We start from the raw sequence: 23,495 nt of genomic DNA, 5'->3' as shown, positions 1-23,495 counted from the left end.
GGAAAACTTTCGTCCCTTGTTTTAGGGGAGTAAAGTTTTTTTTTATTATAGAAAATTATAAGCTTTTAAATTTTACAACAAAATATAATTAATAAACGGAGGAGATATTATGGAAAAATTAGGACTAAATGAAATTAGAGAATCCTTTCTCAAATTTTTTGAAGGTAAAGAGCACCTTAGACTAGAGAGTTTTCCTCTAGTACCTAAGAATGATGCTAGTCTATTACTTGTAAATGCAGGTATGCAACCGCTTAAACCATATTTCACAGGAATACAAACACCACCTAGCACAAGAATAACTAATTGTCAAAAATGTATTAGAACAGGAGATATTGAGAATGTAGGAAAGACCTCAAGACATGGTACTTTTTTTGAAATGCTAGGAAATTTTTCTTTTGGAGATTATTTCAAGAAAGAAATTATCCCGTGGGCTTGGGAATATATGACTGATGTTTTAAACATACCAAAAGAAAATTTATATGTAACTATATATTTAGAGGATGATGAGGCTTTTGATATATGGAGTAAAAATACAGATGTTGATCCGACGCGTATTTTTAGATTAGGAAAAGAAGATAACTTCTGGGAAATAGGTGAGGGGCCTTGTGGCCCAAGTTCAGAAATACACTATGATAGAAATGTAGAACTCGGGCAAATAAAAACTGTAGAAGAGTTTATAAAAGCAGGAAATGAAGATAGAGTAGTAGAATTATGGAATTTAGTATTCACACAATTTGACAAGGATGAACAGGGTAACTATAACAAATTAAAGAATCCTAATATAGATACAGGTATGGGTCTTGAAAGAATAGCTGCTACAATGCAGGGCACAAAAAGTATCTTTGAAGTAGATACTATAAACAATATTTTAGAAGAAGTTTCAAGGTTATCAAAAGTAAAATATGGGGAAACTCGCACGGAGGATATATCACTCCGAATTATAACAGACCATGTTAGAAGCACAACATTTATGATAAGTGACGGGGTACTTCCATCTAATGAAGGAAGAGGTTATGTTCTTAGGAGACTAATTAGGCGGGCAGCAAGACATGGTAAATTACTTGGAATTAAAAATGCTTTTTTAAATAAACTTTGTAATATTGTTATTGAAACTTCCTTTAAAGCATATCCTGAATTAAAAGAAAAAGCAGGTTATATTAAAAAGGTTATAAAACTTGAAGAGGAAAGATTTTCAGAAACTTTAGATTCTGGTATGGATATTTTGAAAACTTATATAGAAGAACTTGAAAGCAATAACAACAAAATTCTAAGTGGAGATAAAGCTTTTAAATTATACGATACCTTTGGTTTTCCATATGAGCTTACAGAAGAAATACTAGAAGATGCGGGAATAGGAATTGATTTAGAAGGTTTTAACAGTGAAATGCAAAGTCAAAGACAAAGAGCGAGGTCGGCTAGAGGACATTCAAATTATATGGGCAATGGAGAAAATCAATTAAATTTAATCCCTAAAAATATAGAAACAAAATTTAACGGATATGATAAAACAGAGTTGCAATCGGTAGCTAAAATTTTAATTAATGGCGAAGAAGTTGTTGCAGAGCTAACAAAGGGTTCAAAAGGTATTATTGTAACAGAAGTTACTCCTTTCTATGCTGAAATGGGAGGACAAATTTTCGACAGAGGAATAATCTTTAATGATAATTTTAAGGCTGAGGTTTATGATTGTCAAAAGAATGCTTCTGGTAAAGTTGTACACTTTGTCTTGATGCTAGAAGGAACATTAAAAACAGATGAATCATTAACTCTAAGGGTTGACAAGGAAAGACGAACTGAAATTTGTAGAAATCATACTGCAACTCATATGCTACAAGAAGCATTAAAAAGAGTTTTAGGTGATCATGTTCATCAATCGGGTTCTTATGTAGATGAAGATAGGTTAAGATTCGACTTTACACATTTTTCTGCATTAACAGAAGAAGAAATAATTAAAGTTGAACAGCTTGTAAATAAGAATATTATGCAATCATATAAGGTAGAAACTAATATCATGACTATTAAGAAAGCTAAGGAAAGTGGAGCCATAGCCTTATTTGATGAAAAGTATCAAGAAGATGTTAGAGTTGTATCTGTGGGAGCATATAGCAAGGAACTTTGTGGTGGTACTCATGTAAGGAACTCAGGAGAAATTGGACTATTTAAAATTTTGTCTGAAGCAGGAGTAGCTGCTGGAGTTAGACGGATTGAAGCAATAACAGGTAGTAATTCTATAAAATATTTAGAAGAAAAAAATAACTTAATAAAAGAAATCGCTAGTACATTAAAATGCTCAGAAAAAGACATAACAAATAAATTGCAAATTCAATTGGCAGAATTAAAAGACAAAGAAAAAGAAATACTATCACTAAAAGGAAAATTAGCTGCATCTTCAATAGATGAAATTTCAGATGATATTAAAGACGTTAAGGGTGTTAGAGTTATTTGTGGCGTTGTCAAGGGTATAAATGGTGATGCATTAAGAGAGTTAGCTGACAAGCTTCGTGATAAACTTGGTGATGGTATAGTGGTACTGGGAAGTTCTGTGAATGATAAAGTAGAATTTGTTGCAATGGCATCTAAGTCTGCTATAGATAGCGGTATCCACTGTGGAAAAATAATTAAAGAAGTTGCTAAAATTGCTGGTGGTGGTGGCGGTGGTAGACCCGACATGGCTCAAGCAGGTGGAAAGCTCCCAGGAAAATTAGAGGAAGCAATAAATAATGTGCCTTTTATAGTTGAAACATTTGTAAAATAGTATACTTTTTGCAACAGTTGTTTTATAATATAATTAGAATAGGTAAATTAATTATCGTTAGTATGTAATTATGGAACTTATTGTAATTGAATAACTGTGCACCATTAGAAAACTTTTTTCTGATATTTTAATTGTGTGATTCACAGTATTTGGATTATGATAAGGAAAGGGGTGTATAGAATGGATACTAATCAAAATACAGTCCAATTTGATTTTGTAAAAGATAAAAAAGATTTAACAAAAACTATTTTGACTGACGTATATAATTCACTTATAAAAAAGGGATATAACCCTGTAAATCAAATGGTAGGTTATTTGATTTCAGGAGATCCCACATATATAACGAATTACAATGGAGCAAGAGCGTTAGTAAGAAAGCTAGAGAGGGATGAAATCTTAGAAGAAGTTTTGAAATCTTATCTAGACATTAAAAAATAAAATGCCCATATGGGCATTTTGTTTTTTAAAAATTAATGCAATAGATTAATTAAGCTATTATTAAAGGAGAATGTGAATGAGAGTATTGGGCTTAGATATTGGAGATAGAACAATAGGAGTAGCTGTATGTGATCCACTAGGATTAACAGCACAAGGGATCACAACCATCAAAAGGAAAAGCATAGTTTTAGATATTGTAGAACTTGCTAAAATATGTAAGGAATATGATGTAGAAACCATTGTTTCAGGTCTTCCTAAAAACATGAATGGAACTATAGGACCACAAGGTGAAAAGGTTCAACGTTTTTGTGATGCGCTCAAAGAAACCTTGGATTTAGAAGTAAAAATGTGGGATGAGAGATTAACTACAGTAGCTGCTAATAGAGTAATGCTAGAGGGCGATTTATCTAGGTCGAAACGAAAAAAAATTGTAGATAAAATTGCAGCTACATTTATTTTACAAGGATATTTAGATAGTTTAGGTACTCGTCTATAGTATAATTTAATTGCAAAATATGCAATTAAAATAAAATATCAATAATTATATAATCGAAAGGAGAAAATAAAATGGATAACAATGTTGAAACTATATTATTAAATGATGAAGAGGGAAATGAAATAGAATTTGATGTACTAACTAAATTAGACATTGAAGATAAAGAATACCTTGTAGTTGCACCAACTGGCGAAGAGGATATTGATGCAATAGCATTAAGAATTGATAAGGATGCAGAGGGTAAAGATATTTTAGTAACCATAGAAGACGATGAAGAGTTTGAAATGATTTCAGAAGCTTACGAAACACTTTTTTCTGAAGAAGACTAACCGATTTCTAGTAGAAATTTATACGAACTAGCCTGTTTTCTTGGAACTAAATGATTATCAATTGACAATGTCACAATAAAGTATTAAAATAGTATTATAGTACTATAATAAATATATTTTATTTTGCTGGGCCAAATGATATTAGTGGAAGAGGGGTACATATATGTCAAATTTATCTCCAGAGACAATTGAAAGTTTAAAAGAAACCTTAAAAAAAGAGGGATATAAGCTTACTCCGCAGAGAAGAGCTATTTTAAATGGAATAATTAAGAGTGAAGGTAGCCATCTTACTACGGAAGAACTATATGACCTGGTTAAATCTGACTGCCCAGAAATAGGTCTTGCTACAGTTTATAGAACAATTCAACTTTTAGAAGAAATGAATGTAATTCGAAAGCTAGATTTAGATGATGGATGTAGTAGATACGAGCTTATCCATGAAGATGAGAACCATCAACACCATCACTTAATATGCAATTGCTGTGGTAAAGTATTAGAGGTGCAGGGAGATTTGCTTGATGAACTGGAAACTATTGTTGAAAAAAAATATAATTTTAAGGTTGAAGATCATAGTTTAAAATTTTATGGTGTTTGTGATAAGTGTTTAGATAAATAATGTAAAATGTTTTAACTTTTAACTAGATGAAATACTTGGGTTAAATGGTATTATTTAGATAAAAATTTAAATGATACAATTGGGTAGACTTATCTTTTGGTAATAATGTATAATAGAACTAGTTGACTTTTTTGCAAGATAATATTAAAATAAGTATAGTAAATGCGAAAATTGGATACTTCAAGGCGTATCCAATTTTTGTTTGTGCAAAATGTGTAAACTTACGAAAAAAAAATTGGAGGATTAATATGAATTTATTTACAAGAAATGATGTTAGAAATATAGCAATAATTGCGCACGTAGATCACGGCAAGACGACTATCGTGGATTGTCTACTTAAACAAAGCCATGTTTTTAGAGAAAATGAAAGAGTACAAGAGAGAGTAATGGACTCTAACGATATAGAGAAAGAAAGAGGAATAACAATTCTTTCTAAGAATACAGCGGTAATGCATAATGGAATTAAAATAAATATAGTTGATACTCCAGGTCATGCTGACTTCGGTGGAGAAGTAGAACGAGTACTTAAGATGGTTGACAGTGTACTTCTTGTAGTTGATGCATATGAAGGCCCTATGCCACAAACTAAATTTGTTTTGAAAAAAGCATTAGAATTAAATCTTAAACCTATCGTTGTTATAAACAAGATTGATAGAAAAGATGGTCGTCCTACAGAAGTGCTTGATGAAGTCTTTGACCTATTTGTTGAACTTGGAGCAGATGATGAACAATTAGACTTTGCAGTGGTATATGCTTCTGCTAGAGAAGGATTTGCAAAACTTGAAATTGATGATGTAAGTGACAATATGGAACCATTATTTGATTCTATAGTAAAGAATGTAAAAGCACCAGAAGGATATTTAGATATGCCACTTCAATTGCTTATTTCAACTATTGATTATAATGAATATGTTGGAAAAATTGGAATAGGAAAAATTGAAAGAGGATCAATCAAAAAAAATCAACAAATAGCACTTATAAGAAAAGATGGAACAATAAACAATGTTAAAGTTTCAAGCCTTTTTGTTTACAATGGTCTTAAAAGAGAAGAAACTGAAGAAGCAATGCTTGGTGATATCGTAGCAGTTTCTGGTATTCCAGATATTAACATCGGAGAAACAATAGCTGATATTAATGAACCAGAAGCTCTTCCATTCGTTGAAATTGATGAGCCTACACTAACTATGAATTTCATGGTTAATAATTCTCCTTTTGCAGGCCAAGAAGGAACTTATGTTACATCAAGACACATAAGAGATAGACTTATGAAAGAACTTGAAACTAATGTTAGTTTAAGAGTAGAAGAAATTGACGATGGTTTTGAAGTAAGTGGAAGAGGAGAACTTCATCTTTCAGTTCTAATAGAAACTATGAGACGTGAAGGATATGAATTCCAAGTGTCAAAAGCAAATGTTATATACAAAGAGGAAAATGGCCATAAAACAGAGCCAATTGAGCACCTTACAATTGACGTGCCAGAAGAATTTATGGGCGTAGTAATGGAAAAAATGGGACCTAGAAAAGCAGAGATGATTAATATGACTTCTGCTATAAATGGATATACTAGATTAGAGTTCAAAGTACCTTCAAGAGGATTAATTGGATTTAGAAGTGAACTTATGACTGATACTAAGGGTAATGGCATAATGAATCACGTTCTAGATGGTTACGATAAGTATAGGGGAGAAATTCCAGATAGAAGTAAAGGTTCACTAATTGTATTTGAAGGCGGAGAATCAGTAACTTACGGATTATACAATGCACAAGAAAGAGGAACTCTTTTCATAGGAGCAGGAGTACCTGTATATGCAGGAATGGTTGCAGGGGAATGTGCAAGAGCTGGAGACATAGAAGTAAATGTATGTAGAAAGAAACAATTAACAAACACTAGATCTTCAGGAGCAGATGATGCACTAAAATTAACTTCACTAAAACCTATGTCACTAGAGCAGTGCTTAGAATTTGTAGCTATAGATGAGTTAGTTGAAATTACTCCTCTAAACATTAGAATGAGAAAAAGACTATTAGACTCAGGAGAAAGAAAAAGAGCATCTAGTAAATCAAACAAATAGTTTTAAATATGGGGTGGTTTAATGAAAAAGATGGGGCTATTAATTGGGGTTTTAATAGTTTGTGTATTAGCTAGTATTTTTCAGTATAAGAAAATAATACAACATCCTATTGTAACTAGCAAAGAAATCCATGTTAATGTTAAAGATGGAGACACTTTATATAGTATACTAGATGATTTAAACCAAAATGGGGCTATAAAAAACTCAAGTATTATAAAGTTTTATATCAAAAGAAATGGAGTCAAATCCAATATACACACAGGGAAGTTCTTTATACCAAAAGATGCTACAGTTAATGAGCTTATAGCTATTTTATCAACTGTAGGAAATGAGGAAGATATCATTAAAGTAACGGTGCCCGAGGGTTTTGATATAAATGAAATAGCAAAGGTACTACAAGAAAAAGGTGTAATAAATAGTGATAAATTTATAGAGAGTTGTAAAACTTATAAGCTACCAACTTATATACCTGAAAAAGAAAACCGGAATTTTAACTTGGAAGGTTTTCTTTTTCCAGCTACCTATGAGCTTAAAGCTGGTATGAGCGGAAAAGTAATAATAAAATTAATGGTGGACAAATTTTACAGCACTATAAATGAATTAAATAAAGAAAAGCCTATAGATATGAAAAAATTAGATGATATAATAATATTGGCATCAATTGTTGAAAGAGAAACTAGTAATGCAACTGAACGTAATAAGGTAGCATCGGTTTTTTATAATAGATTAGATAAAGATATTAAGCTACAATCTTGTGCAACTGTTTTGTATTCACTAGGTAAACATAAAGCAAAACTATATAATAGTGATTTAGAAGTTAAGTCGCCTTATAATACATACAAAGTAGAAGGCCTTCCTGTAGGACCAATTTGTAACCCAGGAAAAGCATCTATTAAAGCAGTTCTGTCTCCTGCTAAAACAAATTATTTATACTTTGTTTTAGATAATGATGGAAAACATTTTTTTACAGATGACTATAAGGAGTTCTTAAAAGTTAAAGCTGTAACACAAGGATTTTAGTTAACTGTGTTAGGCACATGAAAATAAATAGACTAACAGCTTTGACTTGTTATTTATTTTCATGTGCCTTAATCAATTTTTGGAGGAAATTAAATGAGTGGCGTAACACATGATTATATGGAACAATATTTAAGAGAATTGATTCCGAGCAATACTGGCATTTTAGAAGATTTAGAAAATTTTGCTCTAGAAAATAGAGTTCCTATAGTTCAAAAAGAAACTGCTAAATTTTTAGAGTTAATGATAACTATGAATAGGCCTAAAAAGATATTGGAACTGGGTACTGCAATAGGATATTCTGCAATTTTAATGAATCTAACTCTTGGTGGTTTAAGTGAGATTACCACTATTGAAAGAGATGAAAAAATGATAGAGTTTGCAAAGGCTAACATAGAAAAATATGGATTACAAAATAAAATCACTATTCTACAAGGGGATTGCCTAGAAATTTTAGAAAATCTTAAGGGTGAATATGATATGATTTTTATGGATGCTGGTAAAGGACACTATAATCATTTTCTTCCGCACTGCCTTAGGCTTCTAAAAAAACAAGGAGTTCTTATTGCTGATAATGTTCTTTTTAGAGGAATGGTTGCGTCAAAAGAGCTTGCAACACGTAGGAAAGTGACTATAATAAAACGTATGAAAAGCTATTTAGAATTAGTATCTAATAATGATGAACTTATAACTTCTGTAATACCAATGGGAGATGGAATCTCAGTTACGGTAAGAAAATGTGCAGAGAGTAGCAAGGAGGAATGAAACCAATGAAACCAGAAATACTTGCACCAGCAGGTAATTTAGAAAAATTAAAAGCAGCTATAAATTTTGGTGCAGATGCAGTTTACTTAGGTGGAAGCAAATTAAATTTAAGAGCTTTTGCAGATAATTTTACTAATGAACAATTAAAAGAAGGTATAGATTTCGCTCATTCTAGAGAAAAAAAGGTATATGTTACTTTAAATGTAATCCCTCACAATGAGGATTTGCAAGGACTGGAGGATTATCTAAAAGAAGTATATGAACTAGGAGCGGATGCTATAATTGTGTCTGACCCAGGAATTATTATGACAGCTAGAGAAGTTGTACCAAATTTAGAAATTCACCTAAGTACTCAATCTAATAATGTGAACTATAAATCAGCTATTTTTTGGCATAAGCAAGGGGTAAAAAGAATTGTTCTTGCAAGAGAATTATCATTAGAAGAAATTAAAGAAATTAGAGAAAAATTACCGGATACTTGTGAACTGGAAGCATTCGTTCATGGATCTATGTGTATGTCTTATTCTGGAAGATGTCTCTTGTCAAATTATATGACAAGTAGAGATGCTAACAGGGGACAATGCGCTCAGCCATGTAGATATAAATATTTTTTAATGGAAGAAAAAAGAGATGGAGAATATTTCCCTGTAATTGAAGATGATAAAGGTACTTACATAATGAATTCAAAGGACTTATGCATGATAGAACATGTACCAGAACTTGTAGAAACCGGTATAATGTCTTTTAAAATAGAAGGAAGAATGAAAAGCTCATATTATGTTGCTTCTGTATGCAAATCCTATAGAGAAGCTGTGGATGCATACATAGAGGATCCATTGAATTATAAATTTGAGCAAAAATGGATGGATAATCTTCTAAAACCTAGCCACAGACAATATTATACTGGATTTTATTTTGGAGATCCAAACAAACAAATATATGAATCCTCTTCATATATTAGAGATTATGATATTGTTGGAGTTGTACACGAATATAATGAAGAAACTAATATTGCATCAATAGAGCAAAGAAATAAGGTATTCCAAGGTGATACTGTTGAAGTATTAAGACCTGTGGGTGATAATGTAATAATTGTGCTTAATGATATGAGAAATTCTAAGGGAGAGAATATAGCTTCTGCTCCAAATGCTCAGATGTTATTTACTGTAAATATTTTGGAAAAACTTCATGAGAATGATATACTCATAAAATGCAAGGAGGAAAAATAATGCATCGTCCGATTTCAATAGGGATAACTGGAGGAACGGGATCAGGAAAAAGCACCATTGCAAGAGAAATCTATAAACAGTTTGATGACACATGTATTGCAATGCTTGAACAAGATTCATATTATAAGGATCAAAGTAACCTTTCTTTTGAAGAAAGGATAAAAACAAACTATGATCATCCAGATGCTTTTGATACTTCATTACTAGTGGAGCATCTTAATCTTCTTTTAGAAGGACAGGCTATTGAAAAGCCTATATATAATTTTGAAATACATAATAGAATGCATGAAACAGTTTCTGTGCAGCCAAAGGAAATTATTATAGTTGAAGGAATTCTTGTGCTATCGGAAAAGGTTCTTCGAGATATGCTGGATATTAAAATATATGTAGATACGGATGCAGACGTGAGATTTATAAGAAGGCTTGTTAGGGATATTAATGAGCGAGGTAGAACAACCGAATCTGTTATAAATCAATATTTAAATGTTGTTAAACCAATGCATGAACAATTTACTGAACCTACCAAAAGGCATGCGGACATTATTATACCAGAGGGTGGACATAACAAGGTAGCTATAGATATAATTACTTCAAATATAAGGCAATCACTTCAGAATCAAGAAACACAAAAATAACAATTGTTGAGTATAAAACATCTCATTTAAGGCTAGAATTAGGCTAAGTGAGGTGTTTTTATGTATAGAAGAAATAGTATATTTGGTAGTTCAAACCAAAGAAAAGAAGTTCAAAAAAGAACTTGGACAATAATGAGTGTATTTATCTTACTATTTTGTTTTTTTATTTGGAAAATAACAAATTACATGTATTTTAAAGCTGAACCACTAAAAACTATGGCTAATGCTCAATATACAATAGAGGAAAAGTACGGTTCACAATATAGTTTAACTGACTGTAAAGGTATGCCTCTTTTAGATTATGCTATAAATTATTATGCAATTATTGATCCAGTTGATTATTTAAGATTTAATGAGTATACTAGCAAATACGACTTGCAAGCTTTAGCTATTACTTTAAGAAGTTTTAATAGCGACTATGATTTAGAAAAGATAAAAAGTAGTGGTAATGGTCAGAAAATAAGATATAAAATTGACTCAGATACTTATGATAAGCTCAAGGATATTAAATCGGTAAAAGGTTTTTATATTTATGCAGCTAATGATGTCATGGCTGGGCGGGTATGGAAAATCGAAAATTTAATCTCAAATCCAAAATATTATAAAGAGGGCGTTAAAGATCCCATATTTAAAAGCGATAGCTCTATAGAAATGCAAATATATAATAAAACTAAAAATAATGAATTTACAAAAATTAAGTTTGTTAAAGGCATTGATGGTGAAATTTCTGAAGGCAAAATTATTGAACCAGAAAACAATGTTAATGTGAGACTTACCTTAGATAAAGAAATCCAGGATAGCGCTTTAGATATTCTTCATTCGGATAAATACAAAAAGTATGACCAAATTGGTATTATATTAATGGAGAGTAAAAATGGAAAAATAAGAGCGATGGCACAAAAAGATGATAGTACCTATAATGCAAATTTAGGAATTCCGACTACTAATGGTGCTTTTCCAGGATCGATTTTTAAAGTGGTTGTGGAAGAAGCTGGGCTGGATATGAATTTAATAGACAAAAATGAAATATTTCCACTGAATCGAACTTATTTCCCAAAGGCTCATGAGACATTAATAAAACAATATACACTTGGAGAGGCACTAACATATTCTTCTAATAATACATTCGCCCAAATAGGTCGGAGGGTAGGCCTTAAAAATATGTATAATTATGCAGAAAAACAAGGGCTATTTCGTAAAGTATTAAATTTTCAGCAAGAGGATATTGGCACCTTTGGGGTGGACGTATCAACTAGTGACCCTGGTGAAAAAAGTCACACCGCTATTGGTCAGAAGACTAGAATAACACCTTTAGAAGCCATTAGTATTCCTAATACTATCATAAACAATGGAATATATGTTCAGCCAAGCATAATAGATGCATATGTAAATGACAATAATCAAATTATAGAGGAATTCACCTCCGAAACTACCCGGGTATTAAAAAGAGAAACTGCAGAAACCGTGAAACTTCATATGATGAATGTAGTAAAGAAAGGTACAGGAACTGAGGCTTACATTAAAGATATGAGTATAGGTGGAAAAACAGGCACTACTGAGTATTATGTAAATGGCAAAGAGTATTCTGATGGATGGTTTGTAGGCTTTTTCAATTTGCGGGGTAAAAGTTATTCTATGGTTGTATTTGTGGAACACATAGAGCTAAGTAAAGAAGAAGGTCTAAATAGTCAAGGCGGTGGAGATACTGCCGCACCAATATTTAAAGAAGTAGTTAATGCACTTAAAGCTATAGATTAAATCATCTTTTAAAATAAATATTTTAATGTACAGGCAATATTAATAAAATAAATCATATTATATTAATAAGCACTATTAGGAGGATAGCCCTTGCAATACCAACACTTTTATATGATTCGTCAAAAAAACGTCAAAAATTATTTATAAAAAAATAAACTAGAAAATATCACGTATAGTTTGAGCAGCTTTTTCCATCATTTCGTCAGTTACATGGCTATAAGTTTTTATAGTTTGTTCTACTGAATGACCCATTAGTTTAGCTACCGTCTTTAAGTCTCTGTTATTACTTACTAATAAGGTGGCATAAGTATGCCTTAATTCGTGTATGCTAATATCATAGCCAAGCGAATTATATAAAGAAGATAACCTAGAACCCAAAGAACTTGTATTGGTAAGATTAAATATTCTACCATCAATGTTTTTTGGGTATTTATCTATGTATTTTAATAATGCTTCGCACATTTTTGCTGATATGGGTACTTGTCTATAAGAATTTGCAGTTTTGAGTGTACCTACTCCATGCTTAGCTTTTAAGCCCACTCTTTTAAATTGTTGTCTTATTGTAAGTGTCATATTAATATCGTCAAAATCAGACAACGTCAGCCCAAGAATTTCACCTATACGTAAACCGCAACTACCAGCAATTAAAGTAATAACATATAATTTATAATTCTCAATCTTAGAAATAAGGTCTTCAAATTCACTTTTGGTTAGAGCTCTCTTCTCTGTTTTAACTTTCAACTCTGGCAATTTAATTTTTCTAACGGGACTAATCTTTAAAACGCTAAATTCATCAATCGCCGAATTGAACAAAGCTTTTAGCATACTTAGATAGTTTTTTATTGTTTGTAAGCTCAATTCATCCTTTACCATCGTATCAATACATTTCTGTATATGTATATTTTTTATATCTTCAAGTTTTAATTTGTTTAAAGTTTTAAACTTTTTAAAAGCATATTGTTTAATCTCAATCGTGTTTTCTTCTCTATAGAGTTTCTCATGTTCTAAATACATATCTTTAAATTCAGCAAAAGTTATTCCTTTGTATTCTTCATTAAGATCCTCATATTCTATAACTTCTTTTTTTAATTTATCTAAAGTTTCATCAGCTGCAGCTTTAGCTTCTTTTTTGCTTTTAAATCCTTGTTTACTTTTCTGTTTCCATTTTCCGGTAGCGTCTTTATAAGAGATGATGAACTGGATTCCCTTGTCCTTTTCTCTATATGTAATATTATTTTGCATTTTATCACTCCTTTCATATTATTTAATTGTGTCGGGATTGACCTTCTTTTCAAGTTCTTGCTTTTCAAGCTTGTGAGTATAATCTGCTATTGCAGCTGCAAGCATTACCTCCTTAACTCCATCACTAAATTCTTTGCCAACCTTTATCAATCCTATGTCACTTAATTGCTTGAACGCATCTTTTGAGCATTTAAATTCTTCTCTCTTTTCTATACGTTCCGTTTCATCCGTTATTCCGTATCTCCAGTATTCTTCGGGAAGCTTAGATAATACAACCAATCTTTGTAGCACATTCTTAGAAACTGGCTTCTTGCCACTCTCAATACTACTGTAGAAAGATTCACCTATCTTTAATAGAGTAGCCATATCTTTATTGTTCTCTATGCCTAATTCATTTTTAAATTTTTTTAATCTATCAACTATAGTCAACAACACAATCACCTCAATTACTATTATATATGATTTTACATAAAAGTAAAGTGCGTAAACTATATTTGCTAAAAAGAAAATTTGCTAAAATTCGAGTAATTTCGAGTAAATTGAAGAATGAGTGATATAAATTCATTTAATGGTCAAAAACAAGACTTTGCTATTTAGCAAATAGGGTTATATTAAGTGTATCGAATGAAACGAAGGGCGGTGAGCAAATGAACTTTAAACAACTTAGGATAGACACAGGAATTAAACTAATAAAATTGGCTGAAACACTTGAAATTAGTAGGCAACAGTACAGTAACATCGAAAAAGGGAAAGGAAAAATGAATGCTGGAAGAATTGAAAAACTATCAAAAAAATTTAACGTTGAGCCTTTACTAATAATGAAAGCATGGGAGGAGACAAAGTCAAATGGAAAAGGATGTTGAATACACTAAATTGCTTCTTGAATTGTTGAATAGTGTCGAAAAGAAGGACAAGTAATGAATAATATTTTAGCTGAAAAAATAACAGTATTAACACCTAAACAATTATCAGCACGTTGGCAAATAAGTCTTACTAAGGTTTATGAGGATAACAATATGGGGTTATTACCGCAGCTATCAAGCAATAAAAATAGATTCCCGCTTATTGCAATTGAAGAAATGGAAAAAGAACCTTTATTTGATAAAGAAAATATTAGCACTCCAAGAGAAAGAAGATATAAAAGAGAAGTTGAAGGATTGCAAAGAACAATGGCCCAAAAGGATGAAGAAATTACAAAATTAAAAGCTGCTATTGCAAAGGTTCAATTAATCACAACTCAACTCGTTTTCAATATTGCTAACGAAGCATAATCACACTTCTACATCCAAACATTTCTAACCACGTTGGTGTACATGCCCCAGCAGAGGGTAATAATTTTTAAGGAGGAAAGGTAAAATTTATGGATTATAACAAAACCGCAAATAAGTATACAAAAGCAGGAATTAACAGTTATCAATTCGCAAATGCACTAGAGGTTAAAAAGGTGTTAGGCTATGATTTTAGGACAATAAGAGGATTCAAAGCACTATCTGATGGAGATAAAGTAAAAGCTGAACGATTAATTTGTATGTTTTTAAATGGCCATGGACTAGAAGCAAGAGAGGGAATAAGGCCTACAAAAATAAAAAGAGAATCAGGAAAATTCATTCTTCATTATGGCGAAAAATATAGTTATTTGTACGATGGTGGTAATGTAGGGTAATAAAATTATAAGGAGGTTTTAACCAAGATGCAATTTGTACAAGTTATACCAGTTAAAAATGATATAGAGAAAAAATTGTTAATGAAGAAGTACAAAAGATGTGTAAACATTACAACGGAAGCATTTTCAAATTATATAGTAATAGAAAATTGTGTTAGGAGGAAAAATAATGTTAAGAAAAGCATTAGAAAGTAGAACAGGTCACCTAAGCAATTCAGAATTTGCAATAGTATGTGGAATAACTGAGGATGATTTAAAAGCAAATAGAGTTAATTTTAAGAGGTGTACAAGTTTAAAGTATGTATTGGATATTGCGGTAAGAGCTACAAAAATATTCAGGAGTTGCTTATAAAAAAAGAACCCTTTGGCGAGGGCCCTAAGTAAATAATTCAAGAACATTATAACATTACAAAGATAAATAAATCAATGGAGGTAGAAAATGAAAAAACAAATAACAGGATATATTACTGGCGTTATTAATAGTTATTCAAGGACTATAGAGCGACTAAAAGCAAGTGAGGCACCAATTACATCGACTAGCTCATTTCAAGCATTTAAAGAAGAGTTTACGGACTTACTAGAATTTATAATTGACATTCCGGAAGAAAATAAAGAAGTATCAATATTAGCTTTTAAGATAGCTATAGAAAATACAATCCTTAAGAAGAGAATTTTAGAACTTGAAGAGAGTTGCGAAAACATGAATGAGATTGAAAATAACTTGCATAAGAGAGTAAAGGCATTAACTAATAATAATGAAGCATTGGATAGCAATTGTAATGTATTAATGAATCATAATAATAAACTTATAAAAGTGAATTTTGAACTTGCACAATGTAATAAAAATCAAGTCCAAATGATTAGAAAGTTACAGGTCAAAAATAAATTAGTTACAAAAAAATTTAAATATTAATAAATCACCATGGAGGGCAACGGATGAAAAAGGATGCATATTACTTTAGTCATGATAGCAACTCAAAAGATGATCCCAAATGTGTATTGTTGATAGAGCAGCTAGGACTTGAAGGGTACGGAATATTTTGGATTTTGGTTGAAACACTAAGGGATCAACCAGGTTACAAATATCCATTAGCTTTGTTACCTGCAATAGCAAGACGATACAATTCAACAACTCAAAAGGTTGAAACTGTAGTAAAATCCTATGATTTATTCCAAATTACAGAGGATGAATTTTTCTTTTCAATTAGCTTAATGGACAGAATGGAATATTTGGAAATTTCAAGACAACAAAGAGTTGAAGCTGGTAAAAAATCAGCAGAAAAGCGAAAATTACTACAAATATCCAACGAACGTTCAACGGCCGTTCAACGAGAAAACAACGACCGTTCAACAAGTAAAGTAAAGGAAAGTAAAGAAAAAGAAAGTAAAGAAAAAGAAAGTAAAGATAAAAACATAATAGAGGATGATTTATTTACACAGGCATTAAATGAATTTAAAAAAATGAGAAAGCTAATAAAAAAACCTATGACAGATAGAGCAGTTAGTTTAACTTTAGCTAATTTAAATAAGTTATCAACTAATGAAAATGAACAAATATTAATTTTAAATCAAAGCATAGCAAATAGTTGGCAGGGTGTGTTTCCGCTAAAGGAGGGCAAAAATGGAGGGACTAGACAAAATAATGGAACAAGTGAAAAACAAAGTAACACAGAAAGTGAAGGCGATAGACTTGCAAGAAGAGCAGTCGAAAAGTTTGGACAACCAGTGGAAGATACTGAACTCGAGTTCTGATTGCTGCTATGAAAAATGTGATGGTAGCGGTTTAATGCAAATGATAAATGAGGAAACAGGAGAATTTAAAGCACAATATTGTAAATGCAGAGAAGAAAAAATATATAGTGATAGATTGAAATTTGCGAATATACCTGCAGAGTTTGAGAGTTTAACAGTCAATTCATTTAACGTAACTTTATATAAAAGAGCAGAATCTAAAGTAATAGCGCAAAACTCAAAAACTATGGTAGCTAATTATATTAAGAACTTTTCTAAATTTAAAGACATAGGTAAAGGAATATATTTTTATTCGAAAACAAAGGGAAGTGGGAAAACAAGATTAGCAGTAAGTCTGGGGAATGTACTACTAAGAAATTTAAAGCAACAAGTTAAATTTATAACTTGTAGTGACTTATTAAAAGAAATAAAAAACACCTATAACAAGGACTCTAAATATAGTGAGAGCCAGTTAGTGGATTCGATTAACAAAGTAAATATATTAATAATAGATGATATAGGAGTTGAAAAGCCTACAAACTGGGTAAATGAAATGTTATTTAGCATCTTAGATAATAGGATGAAATATAACAGGGTAACGATATTTACGAGTAATTGTAGTGTGGAAGAATTAGAACATGATGAAAGACTAAAAAGCAGATTAACAAAGATGTGTATACCAATTAAAATGCCTGAAGAAGATATAAGAAAATGTTTAGCATATAAGGAAAATGAGAGTTTGCAGGACATGCTATTAGGATATTTAAACAATGCAAAATAAATCACTAGAAGACATCAAAGAACTTATAAAAACATTAAGCATAGTTACAGACTATGCAATGTGTATGAAAGTAGCAACTAGATATAGTCCCAGTAGTGCACCTAATCTTTTGAATATTATGAGGATAATTAATCGTATAAAAAAAGAATATGAGATTTAAAAAAAAGAGAGCAGGTGAAAAAAATGTGTTTCGAAGAATTGTCTATAGAAGAAAAAGTTGAGTTTACCGTAAATTATATTAAAAATAAAAAAGCATTGGCACTCAAAGGACAACAGGATGCGGACAGATATATAAAAAAATCTTGTAGGAAAAGAAGAGAATAATAAATGGAGGTATGGGAATATGAGTAGCAGAATAAGTGCTTTAAAAAATAAAATAATGAGATTACAGTCAAGTTTAAGCTTTAATACATCATTAAAAAAAGATAAAGAAATAATTTTTTTGAAACAAGAGGGACAATGTAAGCAAGTGAGCATAGATAGTTTGGAGTTTTTGCTAGACAATGCCAATCAAGAGCTAGCTAAGCTGGACCAGCATATCAAAAGTTTAGAAGAGAAAAAAATCAAAAATAAGATAAAGAAATTATTTAATAGTTAGTTCGCAATTGCTAAATATAATGTCTTTACGTTGTCTTTACAATATGAGTACAAAGGAGGAATGCACGATGGCAAAAATCCTTAAGAATTATAGATTAAGTGAGAAAGTAGTTAAACAAATAGAAGAGCTTCAATTAGTTAATGATGGTACCGCAACAGAATTAGTAGAGGCAGCAATAAATTATGTGCATGAAGAATATACCAGGGCGATTAAAGGAAAGGACAATGATAATTGCATGTTAGCTCAGGTACTGGGTAAGAGAATAGAAAAAGCTAGTTAAGGAGGTAATTATGAATAATGAATTAAAAATAGTTTTAGAAACAATGACAAACTCGGAAATAGCGGATTATGTACTCTTAAAAGTATGTAATAGTTTAGCTGAAATTGAGGTAACAGACGTACTAGAAATAACTAAACATTCTCTTAGTTTTTGTGATTACTTAAAACGTGAGGGAAATTGTTCATCAACTAAAATATTTAAGGTTTTTGAAAATGTAGTAAAAAGATTAAAAAAAGTTGCTGGCGATGGCGGAATTGTTACTATTACACGATGTAAAGATGATGTATTTACTATTAAATAATAATGATTGTCGCAATTGCTAAAAAATCTGTAATAAAAATTAGGAGGTAGCAAGTGGATAATGATTATAAATACACTGTGATAATAAGTCAATATTATCATGACCGCCACTATGTCGTAGTTGAATTTAATAAAGAAACATTTATAAAACAAATGCAAAATTGCACAAAGGAATTAGATTTATATAAAAGTAATAATCTTGGAAACTTGGAAGATTTAAAACATAGTGATCCTTTTTATTCTGCAAATTTTGAAATAAGAAGTAGATACAATGTTAATGCTCATGGAGATATATATTTTTTAAATACATTCTTTGCTAATAGGTGTCAGGAAGAAATACAGAGGGATATAAGAGAGAGCAAATACAGCAGACAGGGGTTTAAAAAGAAACAAGTTTTAGATGATATAAGCAAAAATCATAGTTATAGAAAAGTGTTTGAAATAATTGAGAAACATTTTAAAATAGCTTAAATGAGGGAGTGAGACAGTGAACGAAATTATAAGACCATTGGAGCAAATAGAAAATGAAATAGATTTTTATAAAAACCAATTTGCAAGTAATACGATTGAGATTGGGAAAAGATTAATTGAAGCTAAGGCACTAATTAAGCATGGTGAGTGGGGAAAGTGGTTAGAGGGAAAGGTCGAACTTAGTCAAAATACAGCAGGACAGTTTATGAGAATAGCAAGCGAGTTTTCAAATTCTGAATCGATTAAGAATTTGGGCACAAGAAAACTATTCCTGATGCTAGAAGTTCCATCCGAACAACGAGAAACATTTATAGCAGAGCCACACGAGGTAAATGGAGAAACCAAAACAGTAGAAGATATGACAACAAGAGAACTCCAAAAGGCAATAAAAGAAAAGAAAGAAGTAGAGCAACAACTAAAATCAATTCAAGAAGAAACAGAATTGAAGATAAAAAAAGTTGAAGCAGAAGCGGTAGAAGCAAAAGAACAAATGCTATTCGTAGAACATAAATACAATTTAGGCAAAGAAACTTATAAGGATTTAGAAAAAAAACTTAATCTTAAATCAAATGCACTTGAAGCACATAAGATTAAACTCAAAGAAGTTATGGATAAAAAGCCAGAAGTGATCGAAAAAGAGGTAATTAAAGAAGTTATACCAGCAGATTATGAAGGGATTAAAAGAAAATTAGCGGAGCTTGAAGGAAAAAATAAACTAGATGAAATAGAAGCTGCGGAATATAAGAATTTAAAAAATCAGATAGAGTTACTTAAAAAGCAAAAGAATGATTTTAGTAGAGAAATAAAAGCAGTTACAGAACTTTCAGGCTTAGTAGTAAAAGTTGAAGATTTCTTGAAAAAAGAACTTGCACCAGTAAAATATTCTAGGGCCATACAAGAACAAAAGAATGATGAAATAGTTCAAAGAAATTTAAAAGATATAGTTGGAAGAGTCCAAGACTGGTGCAGTGAAATGTATCTGCTATTAGATAATGAAAAATATATAGATGCGGAGGTAATTGAAAATGGAAAATAAATTAATAAACTTAGATGAATGTACTTCTGATGAACTTCAAGTGCTGCAGGAGCGAATAATGACAAAAAGATTAGGCGCAATTGAAAACCAAGTTAAAGAGATTGCAGATTCACAGTGCAAAATCAGCATGAAAGTAGAAAAGTTAACTAATGAAATGACAATAGATTACTCACAACAAGAAGAGTTAAGAGCTTTGGCTAATAAAGTAGCAGTTGAAGCATTAGAATATGGATCACCAGCATACAAGGAATTAAGTAAAAAAGTAAAAAAACATTTAGTGCAATATGGAAAGAATATAAGAGAGTAATGCAAGTTAATAGTTACAGAAATACGGCGGTTGCAGAGTTTGAAAAAGGAAAAGAATTTTTAAATAATTGGGAGCCAGATAGAGAACTTGAATTAATGATTAAGGGTGCAAATAGCCAAATAAGTTTTATAAAGAGGGTTATTTAATTATTAGCTACTGGAGGTAAAAAAATGTTAAAAGTTAAGGACCTTAAAAAGTTATTAGAGAAGTTTGATGATGAAGATGGTATTGAAATTGAAGTTAAAGAGAAGATATATGATTGCTATGCTTATGATGATGAATGGTGCAGAAATGAAGGACATCCATGTTTAGTATTGGTAAAGGAATGAAAGGAGTAGTCAAGGTATCCTTGACTACTGAAAGGAGATTTAAATATGAAAAGATTAACAACAAATAATCCTGAAACTATGATAGAGAATATGATGAACATGGTATTTGCAAAAGATAAAGAAGTTTGGTTACGCAATTTAGGAGAAGAGGGACAAGATATAAGTCTTGTTGACTATTGTAAAAAAGAATGCAAGGCAGAATGTGATGCACAGTATAGTGATGATTGGAATGCTGAAACATTTGGAGAGGTAATGGATTGTGATTGTTCTGTTAGTGCCTTTTATATGGTTTGTGTAGGATTTGCTGAGGTAAGACAACGGTTAATGAAATATGAGGATCAAGACAAAGAGTTGCTGGAGATTAAGAAGTGAAAGCTGGAGAAGTTTCAAAAGAATGGACAAGCAAAATGTCCTTAGAAATTAATAATATACCTAAAGAAAACTTAACAAACATTGCAAATAAAGTAGGGGAACTTTTAAAAAGAGAAGGACTTAAATTTGATTATGGTGGAGTAGGGCTTAACTTCACAGAAAAGATTTGTGGAATTGAATTTGAGGTAATGGAGGAGTAAAAATGGAGAAGTTTAAAACAATTAATGACTTGATTAGTAGATCTAATGAAAATGAAAAGTTGAAAGCTGATTTAAGGGGCAAGGAGAATGAAATAGAAGTATTAAAATGGAGAGTTGAATATTTAAGTAAATTCGAACCTAAAGAACATGAAGAGCAGTACAGAACTTTTTTAGAAATTAATAACATTGAAGAAGATAAAGAGGGCTATTACATTGGTATAGATTTAGCAAAGGGTGAGGATTTTACAGCATATAAATAGTTACGGATTCTGAATAAAGTGTGAAGGAGAGTGAATTAAGGTGAAAACTAAATTTCCAATACTCGGTTCAAAACCAAAAGAATATATCCCGTTAGATATAGTAAATCTACATGGAGAGCAAGCAATTAGAAATCACACTCAAACATTGAAGAGATTAGCTGAACGCGGAGGTCTTGGTTGGGTTGAAATGTTATTTGTATTAGAAGATAAGGATTATGATTTTTATACTAAATTAACAGAAACGGAAGCTAGAACTAAGGTATTAGATATTGTTGATTTGCAAAAGTAATACGTAATTCAATAATATCAGGTAGCAATCGGAGGGTTAGATGAATAAATATCAAAGAGAAAAGAAAAAAAGATTGAAAAAGATGGCTGCATTAGGAATAGGATATAGCCAACAAAAACTTATGCTAAGAAGTTACAATTTTGAACAAATAGACCAGGCTATTGAACAAATAAACTTATTTAAGAAGTCACCCTTACATGAGCAGCTTTTAATTACATTTAAAAAATTAAGTATTGCAATAGATAGTATTTTTGAAAAATGGAACGAAGTTAAAAGATAATCCAAATATAGGTCTTATAAAGAGAGGTGCCAGTAATGAATATATATCAAAAGGCTTTCAGTAGAGCTGCTACAACAAATATTAAACTCTTTCCACTTGATGAAGATGATTCATTTTATAAAAGAAGAAAATTATTTAGGAAAGCATGGAAGTTAAAAATAGATTGTAGTCCAATAGATGATGAATTTTTAGAAATAGAAGTACAAGATGATGAAATACAAAGGGATTGTACCAATATTCATCAATGTAGAGGTTGTGATGTGTGCGACAACTTTGGAGGTAGCAATGAAAATACAACTTATTAATATCTCTGAAAAAGATTATTTTGCATTACTTGGTAACGTATTAGATGCAACATTAAAGACTGGATTAAAAGGAAAAATGATAAAAGTTATGAGTAGGGATAAAACAAAAGAAATGATTATAGACTTTGACAACAAGTAAATTACAGTTCCAAGATGTGATGAAAGGAGAATTTTAATTATGAAATATGTATTAGAGTTAAGTTTTGCAGAAAAACCAGTATGCGAAAAATGTATGCTAAGTGGTACTAAGGGGCTTGATTTGAATGGCGAATCTGTTATAGCTTGCTATGGTCTATCAAGAAGACTTAAATGCCCCGAGGATGGTTGTCGTAAGGATTGTCCATTAGACAGAAGCTATGGCAATAAAGAATTTAATTGTAAATGTAATGAAAAATATTGTATATATAATGATGGCTCACAAGAGTGCCATTATGAAGGTGATCTACTTAGGAGCAATGAGGGTGATTGTATGAAAAGAAAGTATATTTAAATTCGCAATACCAAAACAATCCGCAGCAATAAAGGGAGGGTACAAGAATGTATGATTATAAATATTCTTTGGAAATTATGAAACAAGAATTAAACAATAAATACATTTCCAATGAAATAAAATACGCTTTTAGAGCCAGTATTAAAGCAATGGAAGATGGAATATTAGCTAAAAAGCAGAAAGACCATGAAGATTTTCACGAAGAACTATTGAAAGAAAATGAAAGATATATACTAATACAGACAATTAATAGACTAAATAAAGAAAACGCACAACTGAAAACTGATTTAAATTCTATTTGGAAAGAAATTAATAATGCTCATTATCTCAGAGATATGAAAAGTACAAATTTTTATAATCTCATTCATGAAGTAGCTGAAATTATTAAACCTAACTATGAGGAAATCGGAAAAGAATTTATAGAATAGTTGTGTACTTCCAAAAAAAATAG

The 23,495-nt window shown here is 30.9% G+C and carries 40 protein-coding genes and 1 other annotated feature (1 of these 41 running past the window's edge); of the genes, 38 read left to right on the top strand and 2 right to left on the bottom strand.

What is annotated here, in order from left to right; all coding sequences use genetic code 11:
* Nucleotides 1-20: a binding site (T-box leader), on the top strand; it begins 173 nt to the left of the window's first position.
* A gap of 89 nt (nt 21-109) precedes the next feature.
* The 11 genes from alaS (at nt 110) to ACREV6_RS19705 (ending at nt 12,110) form a co-directional block, all read left to right on the top strand.
* Complete coding sequence (alaS, locus tag ACREV6_RS19755) at nt 110-2,755, top strand: alanine--tRNA ligase (protein ID WP_431579763.1); 2,646 nt, start codon at nt 110-112, stop codon at nt 2,753-2,755.
* A gap of 180 nt (nt 2,756-2,935) precedes the next feature.
* On the top strand, nt 2,936-3,193 hold the full coding sequence (locus tag ACREV6_RS19750; RefSeq protein WP_125004709.1) for an IreB family regulatory phosphoprotein: 258 nt from the start codon (nt 2,936-2,938) through the stop codon (nt 3,191-3,193).
* Between the two features lie 76 nt (nt 3,194-3,269).
* A complete protein-coding gene (gene ruvX / locus ACREV6_RS19745; RefSeq protein ID WP_431579762.1) occupies nt 3,270-3,689 on the top strand; it encodes a Holliday junction resolvase RuvX in 420 nt (139 codons plus the stop codon).
* A gap of 71 nt (nt 3,690-3,760) precedes the next feature.
* Complete coding sequence (locus ACREV6_RS19740; protein ID WP_431579761.1) at nt 3,761-4,018, top strand: DUF1292 domain-containing protein; 258 nt, start codon at nt 3,761-3,763, stop codon at nt 4,016-4,018.
* Nucleotides 4,019-4,181: 163 nt separating this feature from the next.
* Nucleotides 4,182-4,634: a Fur family transcriptional regulator gene (locus ACREV6_RS19735; protein WP_431579760.1), complete on the top strand. Its 453-nt coding sequence runs from the start codon at nt 4,182-4,184 to the stop codon at nt 4,632-4,634.
* A gap of 248 nt (nt 4,635-4,882) precedes the next feature.
* Nucleotides 4,883-6,706, top strand: a complete 1,824-nt coding sequence (gene typA, locus ACREV6_RS19730; RefSeq protein ID WP_431579759.1) for a translational GTPase TypA — start codon at nt 4,883-4,885, stop codon at nt 6,704-6,706.
* 21 nt (nt 6,707-6,727) lie between these two features.
* A complete protein-coding gene (gene mltG / locus ACREV6_RS19725; RefSeq protein WP_431579758.1) occupies nt 6,728-7,726 on the top strand; it encodes an endolytic transglycosylase MltG in 999 nt (332 codons plus the stop codon).
* A gap of 93 nt (nt 7,727-7,819) precedes the next feature.
* Entirely contained in the window at nt 7,820-8,488 is a 669-nt protein-coding gene (locus ACREV6_RS19720) for an O-methyltransferase (RefSeq protein ID WP_431579757.1), read from the top strand.
* 5 nt (nt 8,489-8,493) lie between these two features.
* Nucleotides 8,494-9,717 carry a peptidase U32 family protein gene (locus tag ACREV6_RS19715; protein WP_431579756.1) on the top strand — a complete coding sequence of 408 codons (1,224 nt, stop codon included), beginning with the start codon at nt 8,494-8,496 and terminating at the stop codon, nt 9,715-9,717.
* Entirely contained in the window at nt 9,717-10,352 is a 636-nt protein-coding gene (gene udk, locus ACREV6_RS19710; protein ID WP_431579755.1) for a uridine kinase, read from the top strand. Before ACREV6_RS19715 ends, udk begins: the two co-directional genes overlap by 1 nt.
* Before the next feature lie 60 nt (nt 10,353-10,412).
* Entirely contained in the window at nt 10,413-12,110 is a 1,698-nt protein-coding gene (locus tag ACREV6_RS19705; protein WP_431579754.1) for a penicillin-binding transpeptidase domain-containing protein, read from the top strand.
* A gap of 156 nt (nt 12,111-12,266) precedes the next feature.
* Here ACREV6_RS19705 and ACREV6_RS19700 read toward each other — a convergent pair whose 3' ends face one another.
* Nucleotides 12,267-13,352: a tyrosine-type recombinase/integrase gene (locus tag ACREV6_RS19700; RefSeq protein ID WP_431579753.1), complete on the bottom strand. Its 1,086-nt coding sequence runs from the start codon at nt 13,350-13,352 to the stop codon at nt 12,267-12,269.
* Between the two features lie 18 nt (nt 13,353-13,370).
* Nucleotides 13,371-13,781, bottom strand: a complete 411-nt coding sequence (locus tag ACREV6_RS19695; protein ID WP_431579752.1) for a hypothetical protein — start codon at nt 13,779-13,781, stop codon at nt 13,371-13,373.
* A gap of 218 nt (nt 13,782-13,999) precedes the next feature.
* Here ACREV6_RS19695 and ACREV6_RS19690 point away from each other — a divergent pair, with 218 nt between their 5' ends.
* The 27 genes from ACREV6_RS19690 to ACREV6_RS19560 all read left to right on the top strand — a co-directional run bounded on the left by ACREV6_RS19690 (nt 14,000) and on the right by ACREV6_RS19560 (nt 23,472).
* The gene (locus ACREV6_RS19690; protein ID WP_431579751.1) at nt 14,000-14,215 is read left to right on the top strand and encodes a helix-turn-helix domain-containing protein; all 216 of its coding nucleotides are present in this window, start codon (nt 14,000-14,002) and stop codon (nt 14,213-14,215) included.
* 54 nt (nt 14,216-14,269) lie between these two features.
* On the top strand, nt 14,270-14,623 hold the full coding sequence (locus ACREV6_RS19685; protein WP_431579750.1) for a hypothetical protein: 354 nt from the start codon (nt 14,270-14,272) through the stop codon (nt 14,621-14,623).
* An 89-nt stretch (nt 14,624-14,712) separates the two neighbouring features.
* Nucleotides 14,713-15,015: a hypothetical protein gene (locus tag ACREV6_RS19680; RefSeq protein WP_431579749.1), complete on the top strand. Its 303-nt coding sequence runs from the start codon at nt 14,713-14,715 to the stop codon at nt 15,013-15,015.
* A 27-nt stretch (nt 15,016-15,042) separates the two neighbouring features.
* Nucleotides 15,043-15,210: a hypothetical protein gene (locus ACREV6_RS19675; protein WP_431579748.1), complete on the top strand. Its 168-nt coding sequence runs from the start codon at nt 15,043-15,045 to the stop codon at nt 15,208-15,210.
* Nucleotides 15,185-15,367 (top strand): hypothetical protein, encoded by a 183-nt coding sequence (locus ACREV6_RS19670; protein ID WP_431579747.1) that lies wholly within the window; start codon nt 15,185-15,187, stop codon nt 15,365-15,367. Before ACREV6_RS19675 ends, ACREV6_RS19670 begins: the two co-directional genes overlap by 26 nt.
* Nucleotides 15,368-15,454: 87 nt before the next feature.
* Nucleotides 15,455-15,928, top strand: coding sequence for a hypothetical protein (locus tag ACREV6_RS19665; protein ID WP_431579746.1), 474 nt, complete (start codon nt 15,455-15,457; stop codon nt 15,926-15,928).
* A gap of 23 nt (nt 15,929-15,951) precedes the next feature.
* The gene (locus ACREV6_RS19660) at nt 15,952-16,767 is read left to right on the top strand and encodes a phage replication initiator YdaU family protein (protein WP_431579745.1); all 816 of its coding nucleotides are present in this window, start codon (nt 15,952-15,954) and stop codon (nt 16,765-16,767) included.
* Nucleotides 16,658-17,527: an ATP-binding protein gene (locus tag ACREV6_RS19655; RefSeq protein ID WP_431580044.1), complete on the top strand. Its 870-nt coding sequence runs from the start codon at nt 16,658-16,660 to the stop codon at nt 17,525-17,527. Before ACREV6_RS19660 ends, ACREV6_RS19655 begins: the two co-directional genes overlap by 110 nt.
* Nucleotides 17,517-17,687 (top strand): hypothetical protein, encoded by a 171-nt coding sequence (locus ACREV6_RS19650; protein WP_431579744.1) that lies wholly within the window; start codon nt 17,517-17,519, stop codon nt 17,685-17,687. Before ACREV6_RS19655 ends, ACREV6_RS19650 begins: the two co-directional genes overlap by 11 nt.
* Nucleotides 17,688-17,710: 23 nt before the next feature.
* Nucleotides 17,711-17,851, top strand: coding sequence for a hypothetical protein (locus ACREV6_RS19645; protein WP_431579743.1), 141 nt, complete (start codon nt 17,711-17,713; stop codon nt 17,849-17,851).
* Nucleotides 17,852-17,870: 19 nt separating this feature from the next.
* Nucleotides 17,871-18,125 carry a hypothetical protein gene (locus ACREV6_RS19640; protein WP_431579742.1) on the top strand — a complete coding sequence of 85 codons (255 nt, stop codon included), beginning with the start codon at nt 17,871-17,873 and terminating at the stop codon, nt 18,123-18,125.
* Between the two features lie 67 nt (nt 18,126-18,192).
* Nucleotides 18,193-18,405 carry a hypothetical protein gene (locus ACREV6_RS19635; RefSeq protein WP_431579741.1) on the top strand — a complete coding sequence of 71 codons (213 nt, stop codon included), beginning with the start codon at nt 18,193-18,195 and terminating at the stop codon, nt 18,403-18,405.
* Nucleotides 18,406-18,415: 10 nt separating this feature from the next.
* Nucleotides 18,416-18,706 carry a hypothetical protein gene (locus ACREV6_RS19630; RefSeq protein ID WP_431579740.1) on the top strand — a complete coding sequence of 97 codons (291 nt, stop codon included), beginning with the start codon at nt 18,416-18,418 and terminating at the stop codon, nt 18,704-18,706.
* 53 nt (nt 18,707-18,759) lie between these two features.
* Entirely contained in the window at nt 18,760-19,176 is a 417-nt protein-coding gene (locus ACREV6_RS19625) for a hypothetical protein (RefSeq protein ID WP_431579739.1), read from the top strand.
* A 16-nt stretch (nt 19,177-19,192) separates the two neighbouring features.
* Nucleotides 19,193-20,212, top strand: coding sequence for a DUF3102 domain-containing protein (locus tag ACREV6_RS19620; protein ID WP_431579738.1), 1,020 nt, complete (start codon nt 19,193-19,195; stop codon nt 20,210-20,212).
* Nucleotides 20,202-20,519 (top strand): ORF6C domain-containing protein, encoded by a 318-nt coding sequence (locus ACREV6_RS19615; RefSeq protein WP_431579737.1) that lies wholly within the window; start codon nt 20,202-20,204, stop codon nt 20,517-20,519. The genes ACREV6_RS19620 and ACREV6_RS19615 overlap by 11 nt, the downstream gene beginning before the upstream one ends.
* The gene (locus ACREV6_RS19610; protein ID WP_431579736.1) at nt 20,519-20,665 is read left to right on the top strand and encodes an ORF6C domain-containing protein; all 147 of its coding nucleotides are present in this window, start codon (nt 20,519-20,521) and stop codon (nt 20,663-20,665) included. Before ACREV6_RS19615 ends, ACREV6_RS19610 begins: the two co-directional genes overlap by 1 nt.
* Nucleotides 20,666-20,689: 24 nt before the next feature.
* Complete coding sequence (locus ACREV6_RS19605; protein ID WP_431579735.1) at nt 20,690-20,848, top strand: hypothetical protein; 159 nt, start codon at nt 20,690-20,692, stop codon at nt 20,846-20,848.
* A gap of 45 nt (nt 20,849-20,893) precedes the next feature.
* Nucleotides 20,894-21,220, top strand: coding sequence for a hypothetical protein (locus tag ACREV6_RS19600; RefSeq protein ID WP_431579734.1), 327 nt, complete (start codon nt 20,894-20,896; stop codon nt 21,218-21,220).
* Nucleotides 21,217-21,420: a hypothetical protein gene (locus ACREV6_RS19595; protein ID WP_431579733.1), complete on the top strand. Its 204-nt coding sequence runs from the start codon at nt 21,217-21,219 to the stop codon at nt 21,418-21,420. Before ACREV6_RS19600 ends, ACREV6_RS19595 begins: the two co-directional genes overlap by 4 nt.
* A gap of 2 nt (nt 21,421-21,422) precedes the next feature.
* Complete coding sequence (locus ACREV6_RS19590) at nt 21,423-21,680, top strand: hypothetical protein (protein WP_431579732.1); 258 nt, start codon at nt 21,423-21,425, stop codon at nt 21,678-21,680.
* A 40-nt stretch (nt 21,681-21,720) separates the two neighbouring features.
* Nucleotides 21,721-21,969, top strand: a complete 249-nt coding sequence (locus ACREV6_RS19585; protein ID WP_431579731.1) for a hypothetical protein — start codon at nt 21,721-21,723, stop codon at nt 21,967-21,969.
* Nucleotides 21,970-22,009: 40 nt separating this feature from the next.
* Entirely contained in the window at nt 22,010-22,249 is a 240-nt protein-coding gene (locus ACREV6_RS19580; protein WP_431579730.1) for a hypothetical protein, read from the top strand.
* A 35-nt stretch (nt 22,250-22,284) separates the two neighbouring features.
* The gene (locus ACREV6_RS19575; protein WP_431579729.1) at nt 22,285-22,554 is read left to right on the top strand and encodes a hypothetical protein; all 270 of its coding nucleotides are present in this window, start codon (nt 22,285-22,287) and stop codon (nt 22,552-22,554) included.
* A complete protein-coding gene (locus ACREV6_RS19570; protein WP_431579728.1) occupies nt 22,535-22,693 on the top strand; it encodes a hypothetical protein in 159 nt (52 codons plus the stop codon). Before ACREV6_RS19575 ends, ACREV6_RS19570 begins: the two co-directional genes overlap by 20 nt.
* A 39-nt stretch (nt 22,694-22,732) precedes the next feature.
* Nucleotides 22,733-23,044: a hypothetical protein gene (locus ACREV6_RS19565; protein ID WP_431579727.1), complete on the top strand. Its 312-nt coding sequence runs from the start codon at nt 22,733-22,735 to the stop codon at nt 23,042-23,044.
* Nucleotides 23,045-23,091: 47 nt separating this feature from the next.
* Nucleotides 23,092-23,472, top strand: coding sequence for a hypothetical protein (locus tag ACREV6_RS19560; protein ID WP_431579726.1), 381 nt, complete (start codon nt 23,092-23,094; stop codon nt 23,470-23,472).
* Nucleotides 23,473-23,495 lie beyond the last annotated feature (23 nt).

The sequence above is a fragment of the Clostridium sp. genome (genome assembly GCF_050717515.1).
Lineage (GTDB): Bacteria > Bacillota > Clostridia > Clostridiales > Clostridiaceae > Clostridium_AD.
Note: the sequence above shows the minus strand (reverse complement) of the source record. Positions and strands in the feature narration are given on the sequence as shown.